The sequence below is a fragment of the Acinetobacter sp. 1542444 genome (assembly GCF_000581835.1).
GTDB classification, from domain to species: domain Bacteria; phylum Pseudomonadota; class Gammaproteobacteria; order Pseudomonadales; family Moraxellaceae; genus Acinetobacter; species Acinetobacter pittii.
Map to the genome: position 1 here is coordinate 139,914 of NZ_JEYA01000001.1, position 24,036 is coordinate 163,949.

At 37.1% G+C, this 24,036-nt stretch carries 22 protein-coding genes; 18 read left to right on the top strand and 4 right to left on the bottom strand.

The features are described 5' to 3' along the window. Positions 1 to 11 precede the first annotated feature (11 nt). The 10 genes from tssM to J580_RS05190 all read left to right on the top strand — a co-directional run bounded on the left by tssM (position 12) and on the right by J580_RS05190 (position 13,629). Entirely contained in the window at positions 12 to 3,833 is a 3,822-nt protein-coding gene (tssM, locus tag J580_RS05145; protein WP_032003319.1) for a type VI secretion system membrane subunit TssM, read from the top strand. A 37-nt stretch (positions 3,834 to 3,870) separates the two neighbouring features. After that, on the top strand, positions 3,871 to 4,830 hold the full coding sequence (tagF, locus tag J580_RS05150; RefSeq protein ID WP_014206363.1) for a type VI secretion system-associated protein TagF: 960 nt from the start codon (positions 3,871 to 3,873) through the stop codon (positions 4,828 to 4,830). Positions 4,831 to 4,832: 2 nt separating this feature from the next. Beyond that, on the top strand, positions 4,833 to 5,600 hold the full coding sequence (locus J580_RS05155; protein WP_032003320.1) for an OmpA family protein: 768 nt from the start codon (positions 4,833 to 4,835) through the stop codon (positions 5,598 to 5,600). 16 nt (positions 5,601 to 5,616) lie between these two features. Beyond that, complete coding sequence (locus J580_RS05160) at positions 5,617 to 5,880, top strand: PAAR domain-containing protein (protein WP_004793184.1); 264 nt, start codon at positions 5,617 to 5,619, stop codon at positions 5,878 to 5,880. A 148-nt stretch (positions 5,881 to 6,028) separates the two neighbouring features. Next, the gene (gene tssH / locus J580_RS05165; RefSeq protein WP_081403541.1) at positions 6,029 to 8,710 is read left to right on the top strand and encodes a type VI secretion system ATPase TssH; all 2,682 of its coding nucleotides are present in this window, start codon (positions 6,029 to 6,031) and stop codon (positions 8,708 to 8,710) included. A gap of 22 nt (positions 8,711 to 8,732) precedes the next feature. Further along, entirely contained in the window at positions 8,733 to 9,827 is a 1,095-nt protein-coding gene (gene tssA, locus J580_RS05170) for a type VI secretion system protein TssA (protein WP_032003322.1), read from the top strand. A 16-nt stretch (positions 9,828 to 9,843) separates the two neighbouring features. After that, positions 9,844 to 11,208 carry a type VI secretion system baseplate subunit TssK gene (tssK, locus tag J580_RS05175; protein WP_032003323.1) on the top strand — a complete coding sequence of 455 codons (1,365 nt, stop codon included), beginning with the start codon at positions 9,844 to 9,846 and terminating at the stop codon, positions 11,206 to 11,208. Positions 11,209 to 11,225: 17 nt separating this feature from the next. Further along, complete coding sequence (gene icmH / locus J580_RS05180; protein WP_032003324.1) at positions 11,226 to 12,032, top strand: type IVB secretion system protein IcmH/DotU; 807 nt, start codon at positions 11,226 to 11,228, stop codon at positions 12,030 to 12,032. A 12-nt stretch (positions 12,033 to 12,044) separates the two neighbouring features. Beyond that, the gene (locus J580_RS05185; RefSeq protein ID WP_032003325.1) at positions 12,045 to 12,668 is read left to right on the top strand and encodes a hypothetical protein; all 624 of its coding nucleotides are present in this window, start codon (positions 12,045 to 12,047) and stop codon (positions 12,666 to 12,668) included. Between the two features lie 7 nt (positions 12,669 to 12,675). Then, a complete protein-coding gene (locus J580_RS05190; RefSeq protein WP_032003326.1) occupies positions 12,676 to 13,629 on the top strand; it encodes a M15 family metallopeptidase in 954 nt (317 codons plus the stop codon). Here J580_RS05190 and J580_RS05195 read toward each other — a convergent pair. Next, positions 13,626 to 14,483, bottom strand: a complete 858-nt coding sequence (locus J580_RS05195) for a LysR family transcriptional regulator (RefSeq protein WP_032003327.1) — start codon at positions 14,481 to 14,483, stop codon at positions 13,626 to 13,628. The genes J580_RS05190 and J580_RS05195 overlap by 4 nt on opposite strands. 147 nt (positions 14,484 to 14,630) lie before the next feature. Here J580_RS05195 and J580_RS05200 point away from each other — a divergent pair, with 147 nt between their 5' ends. The 4 genes from J580_RS05200 to J580_RS05215 all read left to right on the top strand — a co-directional run bounded on the left by J580_RS05200 (position 14,631) and on the right by J580_RS05215 (position 18,265). Continuing rightward, complete coding sequence (locus tag J580_RS05200) at positions 14,631 to 15,299, top strand: ankyrin repeat domain-containing protein (RefSeq protein WP_032003328.1); 669 nt, start codon at positions 14,631 to 14,633, stop codon at positions 15,297 to 15,299. 16 nt (positions 15,300 to 15,315) lie between these two features. Next, positions 15,316 to 15,798: a nucleoside deaminase gene (locus tag J580_RS05205; RefSeq protein WP_032003329.1), complete on the top strand. Its 483-nt coding sequence runs from the start codon at positions 15,316 to 15,318 to the stop codon at positions 15,796 to 15,798. After that, entirely contained in the window at positions 15,798 to 16,979 is a 1,182-nt protein-coding gene (locus J580_RS05210) for a cyanate transporter (protein ID WP_032003330.1), read from the top strand. The genes J580_RS05205 and J580_RS05210 overlap by 1 nt, the downstream gene beginning before the upstream one ends. A gap of 128 nt (positions 16,980 to 17,107) precedes the next feature. Then, on the top strand, positions 17,108 to 18,265 hold the full coding sequence (locus J580_RS05215) for a winged helix-turn-helix domain-containing protein (RefSeq protein ID WP_032003331.1): 1,158 nt from the start codon (positions 17,108 to 17,110) through the stop codon (positions 18,263 to 18,265). A gap of 38 nt (positions 18,266 to 18,303) precedes the next feature. Here the strand turns inward: J580_RS05215 and J580_RS05220 are convergent, their stop codons facing one another. Beyond that, complete coding sequence (locus J580_RS05220; protein ID WP_032003332.1) at positions 18,304 to 18,759, bottom strand: GNAT family N-acetyltransferase; 456 nt, start codon at positions 18,757 to 18,759, stop codon at positions 18,304 to 18,306. 112 nt (positions 18,760 to 18,871) lie between these two features. Here J580_RS05220 and J580_RS05225 point away from each other — a divergent pair, with 112 nt between their 5' ends. Beyond that, entirely contained in the window at positions 18,872 to 20,347 is a 1,476-nt protein-coding gene (locus tag J580_RS05225; protein ID WP_032003333.1) for a PLP-dependent aminotransferase family protein, read from the top strand. Positions 20,348 to 20,621: 274 nt separating this feature from the next. Here the strand turns inward: J580_RS05225 and J580_RS05230 are convergent, their stop codons facing one another. Further along, positions 20,622 to 21,281, bottom strand: coding sequence for an epoxyqueuosine reductase QueH (locus tag J580_RS05230; protein ID WP_068791266.1), 660 nt, complete (start codon positions 21,279 to 21,281; stop codon positions 20,622 to 20,624). Positions 21,282 to 21,735: 454 nt separating this feature from the next. Here J580_RS05230 and J580_RS0103875 point away from each other — a divergent pair, with 454 nt between their 5' ends. The 3 genes from J580_RS0103875 (at position 21,736) to J580_RS05240 (ending at position 23,294) form a co-directional block, all read left to right on the top strand. Next, positions 21,736 to 22,029: a hypothetical protein gene (locus J580_RS0103875; protein WP_005070027.1), complete on the top strand. Its 294-nt coding sequence runs from the start codon at positions 21,736 to 21,738 to the stop codon at positions 22,027 to 22,029. A 202-nt stretch (positions 22,030 to 22,231) separates the two neighbouring features. After that, positions 22,232 to 22,696: a redox-sensitive transcriptional activator SoxR gene (gene soxR, locus J580_RS05235; RefSeq protein WP_032003334.1), complete on the top strand. Its 465-nt coding sequence runs from the start codon at positions 22,232 to 22,234 to the stop codon at positions 22,694 to 22,696. A gap of 163 nt (positions 22,697 to 22,859) precedes the next feature. Then, positions 22,860 to 23,294, top strand: coding sequence for an I78 family peptidase inhibitor (locus J580_RS05240; protein WP_032003335.1), 435 nt, complete (start codon positions 22,860 to 22,862; stop codon positions 23,292 to 23,294). A gap of 71 nt (positions 23,295 to 23,365) precedes the next feature. On the opposite strand, the gene J580_RS05245 is transcribed toward J580_RS05240, so the two are convergent. After that, a complete protein-coding gene (locus J580_RS05245) occupies positions 23,366 to 23,989 on the bottom strand; it encodes a hypothetical protein (RefSeq protein ID WP_032003336.1) in 624 nt (207 codons plus the stop codon). Positions 23,990 to 24,036 lie beyond the last annotated feature (47 nt).

Genomic DNA, 24,036 nt, shown 5'->3' on the forward strand with positions numbered 1-24,036 from the left:
ACGAGAATAGAATGCATACAATTTTAGGCTACTTGTGGCAGTACATCACGAATCCTAAAGCAATTATCGCCTTGTCATTGTTCGTGGCATTGATGTCTTCATATACTTCAATTCCTCGTCATATATTCTGGGCTTTAGCAACTGCCTATGCTTTGGGTCTTATTGTTTATGGTATCTATTGGCTTATTCAACGAAGAAAGCATGCTGCCCAAGGTGAAGAGTTAGCTGAGGCGATCGAAAAAGATAACCAAGCTGAATATGGCAAAAATAAAGATAAAGAAGAGCTTCAGCTGGTTAGTCAACAAATGAAAGAATCAATTCAACTGATTCGTAAATCTAAGTTGGGTGATAAAAAAGGGAATGCTGCATTATATGAACTTCCTTGGTATATGGTTATTGGTAACCCAGCGGCAGGTAAAAGTTCAGCTATTTATAACTCTGGTTTAAAGTTTCCTTTTGAAGAAACGCATCAGAAAATGGTATCAGCTGGCTTAAGTGGTACTCGAAATTGTGACTGGTTCTTCTCTACAGAAGGTATTTTGCTCGATACAGCGGGTCGTTATTCTGTTTATAGCGAAGATCATTCTGAGTGGTTAGGTTTCTTAAATATTTTAAAAAAGAACCGTTCTAAAGCACCAGTTAATGGTCTGATTCTAATTGTTAGTATTGCTGAGCTAATTAGTCAAAGTCCTGAAAACTCATTAAAGCTTGCTAAAAATTTACGTGCTCGTATTCAAGACCTAACCGAACGTCTAGAAGTGGTTGTACCTGTTTATTTGGTCTTTTCAAAAATGGATTTGATTGCAGGTTTTACTGAGTTTTTTGAATTTTATGAAGCTCAAGAATATAACCAAGCTTGGGGAGCAACGCTTCCATATGAGCAAAATTCTTCTCATAACGCAGTAGATTTGTTCGAAAAACATTACACCATTCTTTACGATGGTCTAAAAGGGGTAAGTTCGACTCATTTAAGTCGCCGTCATTCGCAAAATATCTCACCAAGTGTAATGACTTTCCCATTAGAGTTTAAAACATTAAAACCAGCTTTAAAGAGCTTTATTGGTACACTTTTTGAAGATAACCCATATCAATTTCAACCTGTTTTCCGTGGGTTTTACTTCACTAGTGCTTTGCAGGAAGGTGTAATTGAAAGTCCAATGACTGAACAAATTGCACAAGAATTCCAACTTACACAAATTGCTCAAAATGATTTAAAAGACCATTCAAAAATTACTCCTAACCATGGCTATTTCTTAAATGGTCTATTCTCAGATGTTATTTTAAAAGATAAAGATCTCGTTAAGCAGCATGTAAATACGGGCAGAAAACGTCAACGTTACATTGCATTTATTGGTGCTTTAGCGGGTGTTTCAATTATTTTGGGTGTATGGGTTTGGTCTTATCGTAATAACCAGCAATTAATTGGTGAAGTTCAAGCAGATTTAAATAAAGTCGTTCAATTAGAAAGAGCCTCTGGTCAGCAACTATCTACTCAATTAGAAGCTTTATTGATTCTTCAAAGACGTTTACAGCAGTTAGATGAGTTTGATGAAAATAGACCACTTAAGTTTAGTTTTGGTTTATATCAGGGCAATGAGCTTCGTGAAAAGTTAAAAGCTGAATATTTAAAAGGTGTTAAGCAGATTGTGTTAACACCAACACAGCAAAATATTGCTCAATATTTGCAACGCGTAAAAAATAATGAAGCAACATTAAAAGCAAACCATACGAATGTTGAGATCAAGCAAACTGCTCAATCTCAACAATATCTGGAACCTTCAGATACCAATCCTCAAGATGCTTATAATGCATTAAAAGCTTATTTAATGATGAGCAATCCGCAATATATGGATGCTAGTCATCTAAGCGATCAGGTTACGCGTTTCTGGCGCTCTTGGTTAGATGCAAATAAAGGTCAAATGCCGCGTGCAGATATGATTCAAGAAGCTGAACAGATCTTGTCGTATGCAATGACCTTAGCAAATGATAAACAATTCCCAGTTTTAGAAGCAGATTCGCAAATTGTTGATCAAACACGTCAAGTATTGCTCTCTGTTGTTCGTGGGATGCCAGCGCGTGATCGTGTTTATAACGAAATAAAAATGCGTGCTGCGGTACGTTTCCCAGCGCTGACTGTAAGTCAGATTGTGGGTGAGGCAAATAAAAATATTGTATTGGGTAGTTATGCATTACCAGGCGTATTTACCCAAAAAGCTTGGAATGACTATGTAGAAAAAGCAATTGAGGAGGCTGCAGATAAGCCAACAGACAGTAAAGACTGGGTATTAAATAGTCGTCAATCTGATGATTTAACTTTCTCAGGCAGTCCAGAGCAAATTAGAAAGCAGCTAACAGCGCTCTATAAGCAAGAATACATTGCGGAATGGAGAAAATTCTTAAGTGGTATTCATTATGCTAAAGCTGGCCAATTTGCTCAGCAAGTAAAAAATATTGATGTTTTAGGTGAACCGCAAAACTCTCCAATTAGAACATTAATTGAAAGAGTTGCAGTCGAAACAAACTGGGATAATCCGGTTGTTCAAGCTGAGCTTGCAGCTCCACAAAAAGGATTTATTGCTTGGTTCAAACGTAAAGTTTTAAATCATGATGACAAGCAAGTTGCTAATCAAGTGGCAAACAATGCCCAAGGCGCTATTTCTCAAGAATACCAAATGTTCTACCAGTTGGTTCGCAAACGTGATGATCAACAAGGTAAGTCATTGCTTGATGAATATATGACAAATTTAGCACTTGTTCGTAGTAAGTTTAATGAGCTTAAAAATGCGGGCGAAATTGGGCCTAATGCAATGACATTAGTCAAACAGACCCTAAATGAGCAAACGTCTGTATTTAACCAAACTCAAAAAATTGTAGATGAAAAGATGGCGGTTGGTTTCAATGAAATTGATCAGCGTTTACTGCAAAAATTAGTAGTTAGCCCACTTACGCAGGCCTTTGAGAGCTTAATTACACCGACACAAGACGAAATTAATAAATTATGGGTAATGCAAGCCTATCAACCATTTACAGCAAATCTTGCTAAGAAATATCCATTTAACTCATCAGCTTCTTTACAGGCAACAAGTAGTGAAATTGGTCAAATCTTGGGTGAGAACGGTAGTATTTCTCGCTTTGTCAAAGAAAGTCTTGATCCATTTGTGATTCGTCGTGGGTATACGTTAACGTCTAAAACTTGGAAAGATTTAGGCATTAGTTTAAATCCTCAATTCGTTATGAATTTCCAAAGATATGTTGCACCAGCCAATGGTATGGCAACTGGTGAGTTGAATGCTCAAGCTCCAGCTGCTCCAGCGACTAACCAATCTAACTTCCAGTTCTACCCAATTCCAAACCCACAATTGCTTTCATATACCGTTGATATTGATGGTCAGCGTATGACTTATGAAAACGGTGTTCAGCAGTGGGTTAACTTCATTTGGCCAAACCAAGGCAGTATTCCAGGTGCTCGTATTACCGCTGTAGATTTACAAGGCCAAACACATACAATTTTTGATGAGCCAGGTGAGTACGGTATTAACCGTTTAATTGATAGTGCTCAACGTAAGGAACAAAATGGCGGATTTGAAATGCTTTGGCGTAGTAAAACTGATCCATCATTATTTGTAAAAATGAATTTCCGTCTAATTAGCAGTAATTCAGGCAGTATCGGTTCAAGCCGTGGTTATGCAGGTATGCAACTGGTTGATAAAGTGACTGCCGATAAAGCTGCTCGTGTGGTATCTGCTCAGCAAGCACCAGCTCAAGCTGCTCCAGCAAGAACTGAAAATCCTGTTTCTGCACTTGCTCAGCCTTCTGCGGGAGTTAAACCATGACATGGAAAATAACCTCTATGCGAAAGGAGGAGCAATAATGCAAACATTAAAAACAACTCCTTTGTATTACGGCAAAAGTCCTGCACGAGGCGACTTTTTAAAAACAAAAGGTCAGAATGCTCTAATACAGTTGCTTGATCAGTGGATTACTGAAGCATTGGAATATGCAATGCAATCAGGCAGCTTTAAAGAAGCTTATAACACATTACCTTCACTGGATTTCTTTATTGCGAATCCCAAAGAAAATATGTTTTTAGCGGCGAACCTTCTCGCAAGTGAAGATAGTTCAGGTCGATCTTTTCCAATGGTACTGAGCCATTTGTTAGAAATTGATTTACCGTATGATAATTTGTTGTATGCACCATATAGCTATAAACATGTACTCGTTGATTTATTTCAAAACAATCGTGCTTTAAAAGGAATTAAAGATTCAGATCTGTTACTTGGAAAATTGGGTCACTTACAAAATCAAATTCAGGTTTTAACTGAACGCGAGTGTGTAGGTTTCTATGAAAATCATACGATGCACTCATTTGCTCAGTTAATGAAGTTAAGTATTTATGAATTAGCTCAAAGTATGATTGGTCTGGGATTATTACTTCAGCCCATTTTACAAAATGGAACGAGTCGGTTAAATAAAGTTTTAATTTTACCTATTAACAATCCTGCTTACAGTTATGAAATAGCAGCATTTTGGGTCAGTATTATTTGTCGCTTTTTAAAAGAGCATAATACTGAGGTGCTGATAGGTTTGTTACATCGAGAGCAACCTGTATTATTCTTCGGTTTTCAAGGGGCGGATATTTTGGCCCTGAGCGATATTTTTACTCAGAATATGGATAGTAAACACTGGGTTTCTTTAATAGAAGCTCAGTGGATTGATACTTATTTGGAGCAGAATGCTGGTTTAGCTACTCTAGAACAATCATTATGCCAACGCCAACTAAGTTTAAATCAAGGTTTAAAACTATTTAGACAGACTTTTTTGGGTGAATAATAATGAATCAACGATATCAAACTAAACTTTCACAGCTCATAAAAGGCTGTTTTATCTATGCAATCGCTAACTATGCTTTAGCTCAGCCGATTGTTGTAGAAGGAGTCGTTCCTAACGAGGCAAGTAAACAGGCCATCTTATTAAAAATGCAATCTGTTTATGGTGCTGATCAGGTTGTCGATAAAATACAAGTGAGACCCGTAGCTGCTCCAAATGGATGGAGTGATTCGGTGACTCGAGTGATTACTCCTGATCTTAAAAAGGTTTCACAAGGCAAGTTGAGTGTAAACGGTACACGTTTTGAGTTGAGTGGAAAAATGCTAAATCCAGCAGATATCCAGCCTACAATTCAATCTTTTCAAGGATTAGTGCAGCCACCGTACCAACTGTATTCACAGTTATCAGTCAATCAGGCTGAGCAGAAAATTATTGATGATGCACTTAAAAATCGAATTATTGAGTTTGAATCTGGTAGCGCAGTTTTAACTGATGCGGGTCAAAAAATTCTTGACGAGATGGCTATTGCTTTAAATAAAGTTGGCGGCAAGAAAGTCAAAATCGTAGGACATACAGATAGTTCTGGTGATGCGACTAAAAACTTAAAACTTAGTCAAGACCGAGCATTGGCAGTTAAAAACTATTTGATTAGTAAGAGTATTCCTGCCGACCATTTATCTACAGAAGGTTTAGGTTCATCTAAGCCAGTTGCAGATAACACTTCTCCAGAAGGAAGAAAGAAAAACCGTCGGATTGAGTTTACTGTTCTATAAATATAAGGAGAAGAACATGGCTAGCCCTTACATTACGATTGGATGCCCAACAACTGGTGGAGGGCAAGTCATTTCAGGAAACAGTACATTTTTAATTGATGGAATTGCAATTGCCTGTGTAGGAGATAAGGCTACTTGTCCGTTACACAAAACGGTTTCTACGATTGTATCGGGAGACCCCAATATGCTTGTCATGGGAAAATCCGCAGCGCGTGTAAATGATTCATTATCATGTGGCTGTAAATTATTGCCAAAACAGAGTTTAGTTAATCAAGGATAAGGGTAGAGATATTTTTATATAGATATAAATATCTACTAAAACATATTAACGCTTGAAATGATGAGTAGTTTGTCTGATAAAGCTGAATTTTGTTAATATACAGGCATTATGATTTTAAGCATTAAATTATTTAAAAATATTGAGAGTAATGATGAGTAATTTAAAAATTTTAATTACAAAACTTTCTACAGTTGCACGAACTGCTTTAGAAAAATCGGCTAATGCTTGTGTTATTCAACAAAATTACGAAATTGAAATTGAGCATCTTTTTTTAGAATTACTTAATCAATCTTTAGAGAATGATTTAAAAATTTTATTAAAAAAATATAAAATTTCATCTGAAGCTTTAGCTGATGATTTAAAAGAAACAATTTCTCAATTACCAAAAGGTAATACCCGAACTCCTATTTTTGCTAAATCTATTGTTCGTTTGTTTGAACAAGCATGGTTATTGGCTTCGGCTGAGCAAAATCCGGTTATTCGTAGTGGTCATTTATTAGTTGCGTTATTAACTGCACCTGATTTATATCAAATTGCGACTCGTGCTTCGAGTTTATTTGATCTCTTACCAATTGATTCAATGAAACATAAGTTTCGTGAAATTTGTGAGAAGAGTGTTGAACAACAAGATGAAACAAAAACACCTTCTGGTAAAGCTGAAGCAACAGACGCGACTGTAGCAAATACTAAAACTGCTAAAACACCAGCACTTGATCAATATACGATTAATCTCACTGAAAAAGCGAAAAAAGGCGGTATAGATCCAGTTATTGGGCGTGAATATGAAATTCGCCTAATGCTCGATATTTTAATGCGTAGACGCCAAAACAACCCAATCTTAACTGGAGAGCCAGGGGTTGGTAAAACAGCTGTGGTCGAAGGTTTAGCTTTAAAAATTGCTCAAGGTTTAGTACCAAATGCCCTTAAGAATGTCCATTTACATGTATTAGATATGGGACTTTTACAGGCAGGTGCAAGTGTTAAAGGCGAATTTGAAAATCGTTTGAAGCAAGTGATTCAAGAGGTTCAAGCCTCGGTTCATCCTATTATCTTATTTATTGATGAAGCGCATACCTTAATTGGTGCAGGTGGACAAGCTGGGCAAAATGATGCTGCAAATCTTTTAAAACCAGCACTTGCACGTGGTGAGCTGCGTACTATTGCTGCGACAACTTGGGCAGAATATAAACAATATTTTGAAAAAGATGCTGCATTGAGCCGACGTTTTCAGGTTGTAAAAGTAGAAGAGCCAACCGAAGAAGTTGCGGTAGATATGTTGCGTGCGATGATTCCTGTCATGCAGCAGCATTTTAAATTACAAATTGATGATGAGGCGATTGTTACAGCAGTTCACTCTTCACATCGATATATTAGTGGTCGTCAACTTCCGGATAAAGCAGTTAGTGTTCTTGATACGGCAGCAGCACGTGTTGCGTTGACCCAAAATGCCCAACCTGTAAAGCTTGATCAGTTAATGGCTCAAGAGCATAACTTAAAGCTTGAACAGCAAATTTTAGAAAATGAACATCGTCAGATTCCAATTCATCATGAACGATTAGAAACTTTAAAAGCTAATTTAGAATCTTTGCAAAAAGAGATTCATGAAACTGAAGAGCAGTGGAAAAAAGAATTAGAACTTGTTCATAAAATTCAGGAATTAGAAGCACAGAATCATTCTAATGAATCTGAAGCTTATGATCAGATTAATCTACTGCGTAAAGATCTTGCTGAAATTCAAGGCCAGCAACCATTAGTATTTGAAAGAGTAAATTCTCAAATTATTAATGAAATTATTTCTGATTGGACCGGAATTCCTGTTGGAAAAATGGTTAATGATGAAATTAAACAGATATTAACGCTTGAAGATAAATTGGGCGAGCGTGTAATGGGGCAAGATTATGCACTTACACAACTAGTTCAGGGTATTAAAACTTCAAAAGCAAGACTTGAAGATCCGAATAAGCCACAAGGTGTATTTCTTTTGGTGGGCCCAAGTGGTGTTGGTAAAACTGAAACTGCATTAACTTTGGCAAATGAATTATATGGCGGTGAGCAGCATTTAATCACCATCAATATGTCTGAATATCAAGAAGCACATACTGTATCTTCGCTTAAAGGTGCACCTCCTGGATATGTGGGATATGGTCAAGGTGGTGTTTTAACAGAAGCTGTTCGCCGCAACCCTTATAGTGTTGTGTTGCTTGATGAAATTGAAAAAGCTCATAGCGATGTTCAAGAACTGTTCTATCAAGTATTCGATAAAGGTACTTTAGAAGATGGTGAAGGACGAGTAATTGATTTTAAAAACACGACTATTTTGTTAACTTCAAATGCTGGTTCAAGTGCCATTATGCAGGCTTGCTTAAATAGACCTGTAGAAGAGTGGCCTACAGCTGAAGAGTTGATTGAGCACTTAAAACCAAGTTTATATAAACAATTTAAGCCTGCATTTTTAGGCCGAATGAGAGTTGTACCTTATTTCCCACTGCATGATGATCTACTTGTACGAATCATTAAGCATAAGTTAGGCAAAATCACAGCAAGAATTGAGAAACAATACGGAACACAAGTCCAGTATTCTGATGATTTGGTAGAGCTCCTCTTAAGCCGTTGTACAGAAGTCGATAGTGGTGCACGTAATGTTGATAATATTTTAAATTCTACGGTGTTACCTGCATTGGCTACAGAAATTTTGGTGGCTTTAGCAGAGCAAAAGTTGCCAAAAATTATCATGATTGATGCTAAAGATGACGAAATTCAATATGTACTAGACCCAGTTGTAAAAGCTGCTAAAAAAAGGACTAGTAAAAAATTGAAGTCAGAAGTTTAAAATTGAATAGAGCTAAAATTAGATGAATATTGATATTTCTGAACTACTCGAACCCATTAGTGATAATTTGCCTTGTGGTGATGACTTTTCGTTTTCTAATGAATTTCATGAAATTAAAAAAGCGAAGACACAAGATGATCTATTACTAGATCAAGGTGATTGGGTTGCTGAGCGCAAACAAGCCGATTGGGACTTTGTAGCAAAGAACACGAGTGTTTTGCTAAAAGATAAAACGAAAGATATTCGTCTATTAACTTGGCTCTTAGAGGCTTGGACTCATCTTTATGGTTTTGAAGGTATGGCTAAAGGTTTAACTTTAAGCCATACCATGCTGAATCAATACTGGCAGGAAATTCACCCTGTTATTGAAGATGATGACTTAGATCAACGCATTGGTTTACTACAGGGTTTAATTAATCAGCTTCCGATGTTGTTAAAGAAAGTTTCTTTAACCAATACAGCTCCTTATTATAATTTGCTTGATTACGATAATTTTCTATATCACGAAAATGTTCGCCGTAAACAAACTGAAGAGTATGACAGCCAGTCAGGACCATCTGAATTAGAACAATTCGACCAAGCCATTTTTAATACTTCTAAAACTTTTCAATACTCTAATTATCAAGATTTTAGTTCAGTCTTAACCGAGTGGGATGTTTTAAAACAGACTCTTGATCATTTAATGGGATTAGATTCGCCGAGTTTTGCTGCTATTGATTCGGCATTTGAGACTATTCACAGCACATTACGTAAGATTTATAAAGCAGAAGCTTTTGGTACAGGGCTTGCGCCAATCCAAGAACAAGCTACTGTTATCACGAATTCATCTATGGAAAATCAAGTGCCTGTACAAGTTGTTTCAGATCAGCCAGCTTTTCAGCCTCAAGCACAAACGCACTTGGCTAACCGTGAGCAAGCAATGAAAGTATTGCAAGAAATCGCAGATTACTTCCAAGCAAATGAACCTCATAGCCCTGTGAGCTATATGCTTCAAAAAACAATTAAATGGAGTCAAATGCCATTACATGAATGGTTAGCGCAAGTCATCAAAGATGAGCATCCATTACAAATGGTTCAGGAAATGTTAGGTGTGCAGCCTAAAAATGAATATGAATAAAGATTGGTAAAGACATATGTTTAAAGCTGAAAAAGTCCTGTGGGGCGAAGGTTTATTTTTAAGACCTCAACATTTCCAAATTCAAGATACGTATCATGAGCAACGCCTAAATCATACGGTTCGCGCAGTTGTACCTTTTTCGTATGGTATTCAAAAATTGAGTTTCGATGAGGCTCAGTTGAGCACGCATATTCTTGCTCTTGAGTCTGTAGAGATGATCTGGCAAGACGGTGAAATTTATCAGGCACCGGCATATGATTTATTGCCTGAACCAATTTTATTAGACGATCTTAATTTACGTGGTGAGATGCTAATCTATTTAGCATTGCCGCTTTTACAAGCAAATAAGCAAAATCTAATTGATCAAAACCAAGCGCAAAAGGGTAGATATCAATCTCACCTTGTTGAAACGCATGATTTGTTTACTAATGCTACAGAAGCAGATATTAGTTTGCTACGCCGACGTGCTGTTTTTAAATTATTAGATGTACATAGTAATCCAGACCACAATCTAGATGGTTTCTTATATCTGCCGATTGGAAAGATTAAGCGACAAAGCTCTGGCGCTTTTGAAATTGATCGGAAGTTTATTCCGCCAATTTTACACGTGGATGCCTCTGAATCACTCATTTCAAATTTAAAAAGAACACTGAATGTGATTAAGGCAAAAATTAAGACGATTCAAACCAATAACCGAGAAAATGAACAGAAGTTAATTGAATTCCGTTCAGGTGATATCGTTTCATTCTGGTTAGTAAATGCCTTAAACACAGCTCATGCTGGCCTGAATCATTTTGTGCAATATCCACAAATCCATCCAGAACGTTTGTTCTTCGAATTGTTACGTTTAGCAGGTTCTTTATTAACCTTCTCGACGGCGTATGATGTCGACCAGTTGCCTGCCTATAAACACCATAATTTACAAGAAAGTTTTTCGCAGTTAGACACGATTCTACGTGATTTACTCGATACGATTATTTCGAGTCGTTACATCAGTATTGCACTTAAAGAAATCCGCCCTTCATATTGGGTGGGAAGTCTTGAGACCGATAAGATTACTCGAGATACTCGACTTTATATTGCAGTATCAAGTAGCGCAATGCAGACCCATGAGTTGATCCAGATCGTACCTTTACGATTCAAGATTGGTAGCACTTTGGATGTAGAGCAACGTGTAGTTGCTGCATTTCCTGCAATTCCATTACATCATTTGATTCAGGTTCCAACAGCGATCCCTGTACGTTCTGGTGTGAGCTATTTTGAAGTTGAACCCCATCATGAATTATACCAACGCATGTTAGATTCAGAGACGATTTGTATTTATGTTCCGGCTGGCTTCCAAGATATCAGTATTGAACTGATTGCGGTTATGAACGCTTAAGGGTAAAGGAGAGAAAAATGTCACAATCCACAGGTGCTCCTTCTTTATTTGACGATGGGCAAATTGGAATGGGTGGGAACAATAATAGCCAGTCTCAGGCAAAACTACAGGCAATCAATCTTATTGATTTATTGCATGATGGCTTTTATTTGGTTTTTTTGATTCGAAATCAGTATGTGCCGGCAGATGCTCAACAGTTTCGTGAAAAAATTTTAAATTTACTCAATCAATTTGAGCAACAAGCTAAAAAGTTACAATTTTCAGCTGATGACATTCATGATGCTAAATATGCATTTTGTGCTTTGATTGATGAAACTATCGTAACGCAACAAGACCCAAGCTATTTTAATTTGCAAAATGCTTGGTTAATTAGCCCATTGCAATTGAGCTTGTTTGGTTCTCAGTTAGCCGGGTACCGTTTCTTTGAAATATTGGAACAATTACGTAGTCGTGGAAAAGAACGTCTACCCGCTTTAGAAGTATTTCATTACTGCCTTTTGCTCGGTTTTCAGGGTAAGTACCGAATTGAATCTATTGAAAGTCTCAACCACCTAGTATCAAGAGTGGGTGATGAAATTGACTATTTAAAAGGGAAAAAAGTTGCGTTTTCGCCATTCTCGGCAATTCCCGATCAAATACGAAATATTATTCATCGCGAAGTACCTTTCTTTTGGATTTTGATCTTTTTATTGATTTTTGCATTACTTACCTTTGCGGGTTTAAGATTTATGCTGAACAATCAAAATGATAAAGCATTATCTAACTATCAAAATGTGATTTCTGCTCCTCAAGAGCAAGCACATATTACAATTTATTTACCTTGATGATGGAACGAAATGGCTCAGGAAAAACCAACTTCTATTCGAGTTTTACAATCGAATAAAAAAAAGCCGAAATCACCAGTACTTTATATTGTGATTGGTGTGATTGCAGGGGTGTTTGTCAGCATCTCGCTATTCCTGTTCTTGTCTCAACCGAATTCGCCAGATTCAGCAGCAATTGAGAGTAAATCAACGGAAGAGCAAATTTTAAATCAAGATGCTGTACATTCTTCAGATGAACAAAATCAGGTTGTTGTAAGTCAAGATAATGAGACGGACTCAATGAGCCGTGATGGCTTTGAACAGCCAAAAGATAATGAGTTAAGCAATATTTTTAAACCTGCTCCACATAAAGCTGTTGCTACGAATGAACAACGAGTTTCGCCGTTTGATGAGCAGCTAACAGGTGAAAAGAAAGTTCAGATTGTGCCTCAACTGCAGACAGGTACAGCTAAAGCGACTCAACCTAAAATACAGCCAACTCAGCAAAAACCTGTGAGTAAGCCGCAGCAGCAACAAGTGGTGCAAGCTAAACCCGTAGTTGAGAGTAAAGCTCCAGCCGAACCAGAACCTGAGGTTGAGCCACCTAAGGCATCGGTAGATATTAAAATTACACGAAGTCCTTTTGCCGTGAATTAATGAACTGATGATGATCTTTCTCATTTTCTTTTGCTTTACATGTTTGGCAATTGGCTTAGCGTTTTTAATGTCTTATGAACTCAGGAGTAGAAGCAAAGATTTTGTTTTGTCATTACTGCCCCAAGGGCGTAAACAGCTTAATCAGGTTAAACAATTTGCTCAAACCATGAATCAGGCAGCTGCTCCTGAAAAATTACAATCTCATTGGCATTTACAGCAATGGTGGATTGTAATTGCAGGCTTTTTCTTGTTTGCCAGTATATTAGTTTTTGCTTTTACTCGTCCGATTAGTTCAACCCGAATTGAAGCTGAATATCTGAAAAAAACAGATCCTCAAATTTATGCACTTTTAAATGGTGAAATATTATCGCCACCGCCAGAAGTAGATGAAAGCCTAATTGAAGCCGCAATTGTTGAGGCGACGCAGTTAGAGCAGCAATATTCGTCTCAAAATAGTGGAGCTATTAATTCTTCACCGATTGATAACGCCAGTTTCGATGGTCGAGCTATTCTGGACACAAATTTAGTTGATCGTAAATGGGACAAAATGAACCCACGCTATAAACAGCGTTTACTCATGGTCTTTAAAATCATGAAAGAACAGTATGGTTATGAGTTGGTTCTATTAGAAGGCTATCGTAGCCCAGCACGTCAGAACATGTTGGCGGGCAATCCAAATACGACTAGAGCAAGGGGGTATCAAAGCTATCACCAATTTGGTTTAGCAGCTGATGTAGCATTTAAGCGAAATGGAAAAGTGGTTATTTCTGAGCGAGATCCGTGGGCAATGCAAGGCTATCGATTATATGGTCAAGTCGCCGAATCGGTTGGTTTAACTTGGGGTGGACGTTGGAAATCTATCCAAGATTATGGGCATACCGAGTTCCGTATGCCAGGCTTAAGAAAAACTCAAGAAATGGCAGAAAAACTGATTGCTGAAAGTTCGAATGATATAAGTTAAATATTGATTGAGGATTGAAAACGTTCTTGTAAAACAGACGTCATTTTATCTACAAGCTGGGAAATTATCCCAGCTTTTTCCCATGTGTAAATTGAAACGGCCATAGGAGGTACAGCTCCTAATGAATCATATCGACGTACTCTCCGTCCATTGGTCGTAGCTACAGGCAATAAAGATAATCCTAATCCTGTTTCAACACTGACTAACACGCTTTCTAGGCTACTACCCGTAAAGGCAATATACCAACGTCGCCGTTCGCGCTCTAAGGTTGCGAACATTTCGTCCCGATAAAGACCGCCTTGAGGAAAGGTCACTAAACTCATGGGATCAGACCATTCAGTTGTTGAATTTGAACTTTCAAACCATGCCATTTCTTCTGGGAATGTAGCGTGGTGATCAGCACTAGCAGCAGGTTCTTTGACAATAATAATATCGAACTCACCATTCCGATAACGTTCTGTTAGGTTCCGACTTAAGCCAGAGGTTACATCTAAACGAATGGAACGATGCTCTTTGGCAAATATACCGAAAACTTCAGCCATTGCAGGACTCATCATATCTTCTGGTAAACCAATACGAATGGGAATACTTCCTGCCGGATCTTTAAGTAGGGCCTCAGCTTCCTGTTGGAGAGTCAAAATCCTTTGCGCATAACCAATTAGATATTCTCCAGATGCCGTCAATTTGAAAGGTCTTGCTGTCCGATCTATAAGGGCATGACCGACAGATTCTTCAAGTCGTGCTAACTGCTGACTAACTGTTGATTGAGTCAGGTGTAATCGATCGGCAGCTGCGGTAAAACCGCCAGTTTCAAAAATAGTGACGAAAGCACGTAAAAGGCGAGGATCAAACATATTAGGGACCGCCATACTCAAAAGCCGATAAGATAAGTATTTATAATCTTAATACTATCGATTAAATAATTTAATTTCCAAATACTTTTGGTGAAGCTTATTCTAATTGCAAAATGTTTTGCCATAAGTTTTTATTAGGAGACCACCATGCGTAAGTCACTAATATGGATGAATCTGATCGTCGCGGTAGGGGCTTTGGGTTTTACAAATATGACGAATGCAATGGGTGAGTATCCTTTACATCAAGCAGTGATAAATAATGACACACAATCTATCAAACAAATTTTATCTCAAAAAGCTTTAATTGATGAGCGAGATGAAACTGGTTCGACTGCTTTGATGGTCGCTACAAGAGCAAATAATGTACATGCTGCTCATATGCTGATAGAGGCTGGTGCCGATGTAAATGCAAAAGACAATATTCAAGACAGTCCATATTTATATGCTGGTGCACAGGGATATTTAAAAATTCTAAGAATGACACTCATGCATGGTGCCGATTTAAAAAGTATTAACCGTTACGGTGGAACGGCGCTAATTCCTGCAGCGGAACGAGGCCATGTTGAAACAGTTCGTACATTAATTGCGGCTGGGGTAGATATTAATCATGTCAATAATTTGGGGTGGACGGCATTACTTGAGGCCATCATTTTGGGAAATGGAGAACCTAAATATCAACACATTGTAGAGCTTTTATTAAAGGCAGGTGCTGATCCGAACTTGGCTGATAAAGACGGCATAACTCCCTTACACCATGCGCGGTCACGAGGATACCGTGAAATTGAAAAAAGACTTCTTGCAGCTGGTGCAAAATAGAAAGTGAGAGTATGTGATGGAAAAAGGTGAACAGTTTTTACGTAAGGCGATTGAGCTTGCCTATAACAATATTGAAAAAGGTGGCAGACCATTTGGAGCAGTAGTTGTAAAGAATGGAGAAATTATTGCTTCAGGTGTAAATCAGATTCTGACAACCAACGATCCCACTGCACATGCCGAATTACTGGCGATTCGTGCAGCCAGCCAAGTTTTAGGAACTGCCAATTTAGAAGGTTGTTCTGTGTATGCAAGTGGTCATCCATGCCCAATGTGTATGGCTGCAATGCGTTTAGCCGGTATAAAGTCGGTGAGCTATGCATATTCTAATGAAGACGGAACACCATTTGGTTTGTCTACGGCCGAAATATATATTGAGCTTGCCAAGCCCTTTGCTGAGCAATCAATGAAAATTCAATATATACCGATCAGAGTTGAAAACCGCACTGATCTTTATGCGCATTGGAAGAGTTATCAAGCCAATCATTCAGGCTCAGAATAATGAAGCAGTCTGGAGCTTTTTTGACTCAGTCGATGCTCATTGTAACTGTGGCTTTGGTTGGGCTTAATTTAAGACCATTTATCACAAGTATTGGACCATTGATTGCCAATATTCGAACAGCCACTGGTTTAAGCTTACAAGGGGTAGCACTACTCACTTTGCTACCGATGATGCTTATGGGACTCATTGCATTTGTTGGCCCAATATTGCAAAACTTGATCGGTGAACGAAATGCTATTCTTGGTGCATTGCTGGCCATTTGTGGAGGATGTGCTGTCCGATTTTTATTGCCTACATCCGAAGGATTAATTCTTAGTGCAATAGTAATTGGATTCGGAGTTGCGATGATACAAGCGGCATTTCCCGGCATGATCAAAAGAGAATTTAGCCAATATATTGGTCCGATGATGGGGCTTTACTCAGCCATGCTTATGGGCGGTGGTGCCTTAGGAGCATGGTTAGCGCCTGTAGTTTCAAATATAACGGGTTTATGGTTTGTTGGACTGGCTTTTTTTGCAGTTCCAGCTTTATTTGCATTTATATTGGCGCTTGTCTTTTTACCAACAAAAGTTGGCTCATCCATTCATCATGCGCCTGTACGCAAGTTATTAAATCAACCTCGAACATGGTTATTAATGATGTGCTTTGGACTTGTAAATGGTGGCTACTCGTCAGTGGTAGCGTGGTTAGCACCTTCTTTTCAAGATCAGGGTTGGAGTGCAGCACAAAGTGGAAAATTAGTCGCTTTGCTGGCCTTGAGCCAAGCAGCTTCAGCGCTCATTTTGCCTGTTTTAGCTAGGAAATATAAAGACCGACGTCCATGGTTATGGTTTACGTTAGCAATGCAACTAGTCGGGTTCTCTGGAATGGCTTTTATCCCTGATTTTGCCTCTATGCTTTGGGCAATTTGTTTGGGCGTGGGTTTGGGAGGATGTTTTGCGTTAACGCTTATCGTTGCATTAGACCATTTTGATGAACCCATTCATGCAGGTGCTTTATCTGCACTGATGCAGGGTGGCGGTTTTTTACTGGCAGCAATCCCGCCGTGGATTATTGCAATTTTGCATGATCTTACGGGAGCTTACAAAGCAGGATGGCTTTTTCATTTAGTCAGCGTGATATTAGTTGTTATTTTAGTAATTAGATTGAATCCCAAAAGTTATTTTAAAGTAAGTCTGTAAAACGTTGAATTAGTCAAGATTCTTTTTTAAGAATTGCTGCTCCTATAATCACAAGCAAATGAGGAAATAGTGATACGATAGAACTGAAAATTTCCGCTTCTAAATGAATACAACAATATTTGATTTCTATGACTTCTTCTTTGAAACAGCTCACTTTATTTAATCAAGGCTTAGGGAAAACCAGTCGATTTTCAAAAGGCATGGATGGAACTTTACAGGCTATTGAGCATTTAGGATATGTGCAGATTGATACCATATCGGTTGTAGAGCGAGCTCATCACCATATATTGTGGAGCCGAGTGCCTGATTATGAGCTAAGTCATCTCAATAGTTTGGTTGGTGAGCGGCAGATTTTTGAATATTGGTATCATGCCGCATCGTATCTTCCTATGAAAGATTATCGCTATGCATTGCCTGCCATGATGTCTGTCAGGAACGGAGAAAGCCGTTATTTCAATAGAGGTGATCAACACCTTATGAATGAAATTTTGGCCCGTGTTCGTGCTGAAGGAAAAATTCGTCTACGTGATATTGATAAGAATAATAAAAAGAGTTTGGGAAACTGGTGGAATACCGGACCAGGCCGCCGTGCTTTTGAGCAGTTATATATGCGGGGTGACCTGATGATCTGTGAGCGTAACGGAATGGAAAAGGTCTTTGATTTGACCGAGCGCTGCTTGCCTGGAAATATTGATTTAAGTATGCCTACGCTTGATGAATATGCGCAGTATTTGTTTAATAATACGCTTCGAGCACATGGTGCATTTACATGGAAACAATTAGTTCATCTAAAGAAAAATAATTTAAAAGAAACTATGCGTGTCGTTCTGAAGGAGCAAATTGACGCAGGTGTTGTATCAGCAATTAAACTTGAGAAAGGTCAAACTGTATATGTTGATGTTGCTGCAATAGAACAAAAGGTTAGTACTGATTTTGGTTTAAAAATACTTTCGCCTTTTGATAACTCGCTTATTCATCGTGACCGTTTAGCTTCTTTATTTGAATTTGATTATAGGATTGAATGCTATGTACCAGCGGCCAAACGTGTATATGGTTATTTTTGTTTGCCGATTCTATATCAAGACGAGTTAGTCGGCCGACTAGATTGTAAAGCACATCGCTCTATCAAAGAGTTAGAAGTGATTAGCCTGCATATAGAAAAAACAGTAAAAAATAAGGAGCTCTTCTTCTTCGAACTAGAACAAGAGCTCAAGCGTTTTGCTGTGTTTAATCAATGCTCAACTATTAATGACAAAGTGATTCAGCGTATTCGTACTAAAATTTAAAAACCAAAAGCACTCCAGCTTTTGGTGTTTTCACTTTTTTAGTTCAAAGGCATACGATATTGAATAATTCCTGGTTTTTGTGCAATCCAGTCATAAAGCTTTTGCGCTGTTACATTGGTTTCTTGAGTATGCCAATATAAACGGTCACAGTTGTGTTTGATTGCTTGCTTCTGCACATATTCAATGAGTTGCTTACCAATATGCTGTCCACGAACTTCAGGTGAAACATACAGGTCTTCTAGATAACAGTAATTATTTTCTGCCCACGTTGAACGATGAATAACATAGTGCACAATTCCTAAAACCTGCTCACCTTGTTTAGCAACGACACAGTACATAGGTTCATTCTCATCGAAGAAACGTTCCCATGTTACTTTTGTGACATGATGGAGTAAATTCACTTGATAAAAATTTTGGTAAGCAAGCCAATACTTTTCCCATTGTGAATAATCTTGCTGCTGAACAGGAACGATTTGAAGATCTTGATTTTGCATAATAATTACACTCTGTTTTAAAGTAATAAAAAATCGACAACTAGAGTGTAGTTTTGATAGTGGTATTTTTATAAGATACACTTTTGATATTTTTCACAGTACCAGTTTTGATATGGCAACGTCGATTTCTGCATCTTTTCCACATTTAATTTTGCCAAAAGGCCAGATTAAAGATGGACTATATACGGCTTTGCGTGATGCAATTTTAGATGGAAGGCTGACTGCCGGAACAAAATTACCCTCAAGTCGTGCTTTGGCAGAGATGATGTCAATTTCAAGAAATTCTGTATTGGCGGCTCTTGAACGATTACTGGATGAGGGATATTTATTTACCAAACCAAGTTCGGGTACCTATGTTGCTGAGGTTGTGCCAGATCAGTTAATACATGTTCAAAAAAATTCAAAAGAAACGTCTAAAAATACTCATCGTTCCTTAAATATTAATCCAAATCTTGAAACTTTATTGGATTCATGGCGCAAGCAATCATGGTTAAGTAAAAAGAAAAAGATGTTTCATGTAGGGGTAGGCTGTATTGATTTATTTCCTCATCAACTGTGGTGCAAGTTATTAACACAAGCTTGGCGGCAGTCGTATTATCAGCTTGGTCAATTTTACGACCCGCGTGGCTATCTACCTTTGCGTCAGGCAATTTGTGAATATGTCCGCTCCACCCGAGGGCTAAACTGCAACGAAGAGCAAATTATTATCGTAAACGGAACGCAGCAGGCTATTCATTTGACAGCCTACGCCTTACTTCAAGCAAATGATGAAGTGTGTTTGGATGAGCCGGGATATGATGCAGCTTTTAAGATTTTTCGAAGTTTTGGTGCTCAGGTAAATTTGATCGAAAGTGATGAGGAGGGAATGCAAATTTCTGAAATTACAGATCATTATTTCAAAAGCAAACTGGTCTATACAGCACCTTCACATCAGTTTCCTTTAGGGGGAACTTTAAGTTTAGCTCGCCGTTTTGCTTTATTAGATTGGGCAAACAAACAAGAAAAATGGATTTTTGAAGACGATTATAATAGTGAGTTTCGCTATGGCACGCACCCAATCCAAGCACTACAAGGTTTAGATCAGCAGCAAAGAGTCATTTATTCTGGAACTTTTACCAAAATGATGTTTCCAGAGTTTCGTTTAGGGTTCATGGTTGTACCTGAAGCATTGATTGAAACCTTTAGTGCAGCTAAATACTATACTGACGTGCGAAGTTCATATTTAGAGCAGGTCGCTTTAGCTTTATTCATTCAACAAGGCCACTATGCTCGACATGTACGTAAAGTTCGAAAAGCATGCGATGAGCGTCAACAAGTATTGATTAACGCTATTAATGAATACCTTTCAGATGTACTCGATGTTCAGCCAACAGATTCAGGCATTCATCTTATATGTTGGTTAAAAGCATCATGGACTGAGCAGGAGTTTATTTCTCATTGCTCGGCATTGGATTTGGAGATTCAACCTCTATCAAGATATTGTCAACTTGAGTCGAAAAAAGCAGCAGTTCTGTTGGGCTATGCTGCACATCAACCTGAGGAAATGGTGGAAAATATTAAGAGACTAGCCATCAGTATCAAAAAGTAAAATAGCTAAACTTTTCAAAATTATATCTGGATTTTAGAGTGATTTTATTTTTAATGAGAAGGGCAAAATATTTATTCGATTTTAATATTTTGATGAAATTTTAAAAAATTTAAATTTAAAAGATTTATTAATCTTATTTTAAGCTAACTTCATTATTCTAATAATATCAAAGCTCAGTACAGTACACCTTTTGGCCACATTCTCCAGATGTGGCCTTTTTTTATTAGGAATAAATATAGCTTAGAATGAATTAATTTTTTAAGGAGAATAGGATTTAATCTTCTTCCATGGCATTACTATAAAACTTAACACCTAGTTTAATTCGGTCTCGACCATTACTCATACGCCAGCGATTGGTATCACGTAAAGAATATACACAGCCGCAATATTCCTGTTGGTAAAATTCCTCTCGCTTACTGATTTCAATCATTCGACTAGAGCCACCATTTTTTCGCCAGTTATAATCCCAATATTGAATATCTGGATAATTGGATGCTGCCCGAATTCCGCAATCATTAATTTGAGCCATATTTTTCCAACGAGAAATTCCTAATGAACTACTGATGAGACTAAAGCCGTGTTCATGTGCATACAGGGCAGTTCGCTCGAAACGCATATCGAAACACATGGTACAACGAATACCGCGTTCTGGTTCATCTTCCATACCTTTAGCTCGAGCAAACCAATTATCCGTGTCATAATCTGCATCGATAAATGGAATATTATGCTTTTCTGCGAAACGAATATTTTCTTCCTTACGGATGAGATATTCTTTTACCGGATGAATATTAGGATTATAAAAAAATATCGAAAATTTAATTCCAGAATCAATTAATGCTTCCATAACTTCTCCTGAACAAGGAGCACAACAAGAATGAAGTAATAATTGACCATGTCCAGATGGGAGTTCTAATTTTAAACGTTGAGTTGACATAATAAAAAATTAAATTGTAATTCTAATGATTATATATTTTTATTTTGTATAATGTGAACTGAATTATTTTCAATTAAACATGAAATTAATTTAAATATCTTAAAATTTATTTATTAATTTATTTGTGGTTTAGTTGAATATAATGAAATAATTAGATTATTAAATATTAAAATTATTTGTATAGGCGCTTTTAAATTTATTAACCGAAATACTATATAGTAATATAAAATATGGATAAATTTAATATTTTTTAAAATAATAATATTAAAAAATAGCTAGGTAAGTAATTGATGTTTCTAGATATAATTTGAAATTTTTTATGTTTTATTGTGATGTGTGTCACAAATAAACCTTATTTTTTCAATTAAAATATTTCTTTAGATTTGTAGCTTTAATAAATCTATACTATAAAATTCGGTGAGTTTTTAAATTTAAGTGTGTGATTATTTAAGATATGAAAGATTGGCAATGTAAGTATTGTAATGGTTACATTATGGTTAATCATTCAAAGATCAGTGTAGGAGAAAAAGTTTACTTTTTGGTATATAAATTTGATGCAAAGAATGAACGGAAAAAATTATATAAAAAGGGAATTGTAGTTGCTCGCTACGATAATATACTTCACATTGAGTCACGTAAAAAAACTTATAAGATCGAGCAAGCTAAGGTCTATCCATTAGGAGCACCAATGCCTTTCGTTTACAACATGTTTTGGGTTTGCGGGTGCCCATGTACCCTACAAAATTAATTTCTTAAATTTAAATGTCGGCAGCTCATTTTATAAATTTAATTGAATTAATAATCGTATCAAATTTATTTTCACAGCTTTTATAGCAAAGTTAAGAGCGATAAGCTCATAAAAGTGGCTTTTAGTAGTTAAGGTGTTTGGATTTTCATTTGACAAAAACAATAGGCTCTCTTATAAACCTCGAGTAAAGTTGAGGTTAATCATGATAAGTGAAAATAAAAAAGCTGACTCTAGTCGAGTTTTGACTGTGGGGGAAGTTGCAAAAAGGAGTGGAGTTCCTGTCTCGACCCTACATTTTTATGAGACGAAAGGGCTGATAAAAAGTATAAGAACCAATGGTAATCAACGCCGTTTTCCCTTAATTGTTTTAAGATATATTGCGATTATTAAAGTTGCTCAAAGAGTTGGAATTCCTTTAAATGAAATTAAAGAGGCTCTTAGCGCATATCCTATGGGGAGTAAATTAACAGCTAAACAGTGGAAGGAGTTATCAAGCCATTGGCGAAAAGATCTGGATGATCGTATTCAAAAATTAACGAGGTTACGGGATGAAATGGACTGGTGTATTGGCTGCGGTTGCTTGTCACTAGAGCAATGTCCGTTAAGAAATCCTGAAGATGTTTTGGGGCAAGAGGGATCTGGAGCACGAATTTTGGAAAGGCCATGATCGCAATATTTTGATAATTATTTTTAGAAAGGAAAATCTTAAATTCCAATCAATTAAAGAAATGGTGAATAGAACTCCCAAGTGAGTTTTTTATTGTAAACAAGACACATGAAACATGAATTTTTTTGATATCTTTAGTTTTTTTATTAAGAAGCAAAAATTTATGAAAAAAATTATCTTTCTTGGTTTAGCGCTTGTTTCGTTAACGGCTTTTTTATCTGTACAACATAAAAATCCAACTCCACCAAAAATTGGTTCACCAAACCCAGCTAGTCAATATTGTGTTGAACAAGGCGGGAAATTAGAAATTAGAAATGAAGCAAATGGTCAGGTTGGGTATTGTCATTTACCAAACGGCCAAGTCGTGGAAGAATGGAAATTATTCCGTGATAATCAAGCAAACTGTGTAGCAGAAGAAGCTCAAAAATTAGTGGGTCAATCTGGCCTTACTGATGATCAAATTAAACAAAAAACTAAATCAGAAATTGTGCGAAAAGTGGCTCCAGGTCAACCAATGACTATGGATTATCGTACAAACCGAGTTACAGTTACTATTGATCCTGCTTCTAAGAAAATTACTCAAGCAACCTGTGGTTAATGTGTGTAATTAAAGTTTGGTAAATCAAATTTTAAAGAAAAGAGCCTGCTGAAAATGCAGGCTTTTTTACTTTAATTTTGGGAATAATGGACAACCGGATACTCTTTTTGTTGTGGCAGCTTCTGTAAAGCCTGATTAATTTTGATGAGAAAAATATCCACTTTGTCTTGGCTTGGATTGTTGGTATTGTATGAAGCTCTTTCTTGATAGTTAATTCCGCATCCAATAATTTTCATATTTGCAGGATTAAAGCTCCAGTCATTTTTATTCTTGATCAAGATATCTAAATCACTATCACATTCTTTCCAGAGTTTTAAAAATTGATTGGAATATACAGGTGGAGCTTCTTGTGCTCGGTAGGCTGTAAATCCTTGCATTTCGGGATTAGCAAACTGAAGGAGATGATTGGTAGGCATTCCTCCCCAAAGTATAGCGGTGTCTTTTGGTAGCTTTATTCCTGTTATATGTTCTTCTTTAAGTGGTGCAGTTTGCTCATCTTTCTGTTTTGACTTTTGAGATTTGTAAACCAGTTTTGTTCCAACAGGAACCGTTACACCTTTGACTTGAGTGCTTTGTGTTGTATAGAAATAAGGCGAATCATCATGGTTACAGCCTGTCGGGTTATAACAACCAATACAACCACTTAATAATAAAATAGGGCAACTTAAAACACTTAATTTTAAAATTCGATTCATTTTTCTTATCTTTAATTATGTCTAGAAATTTAATATATCAGCTTTTA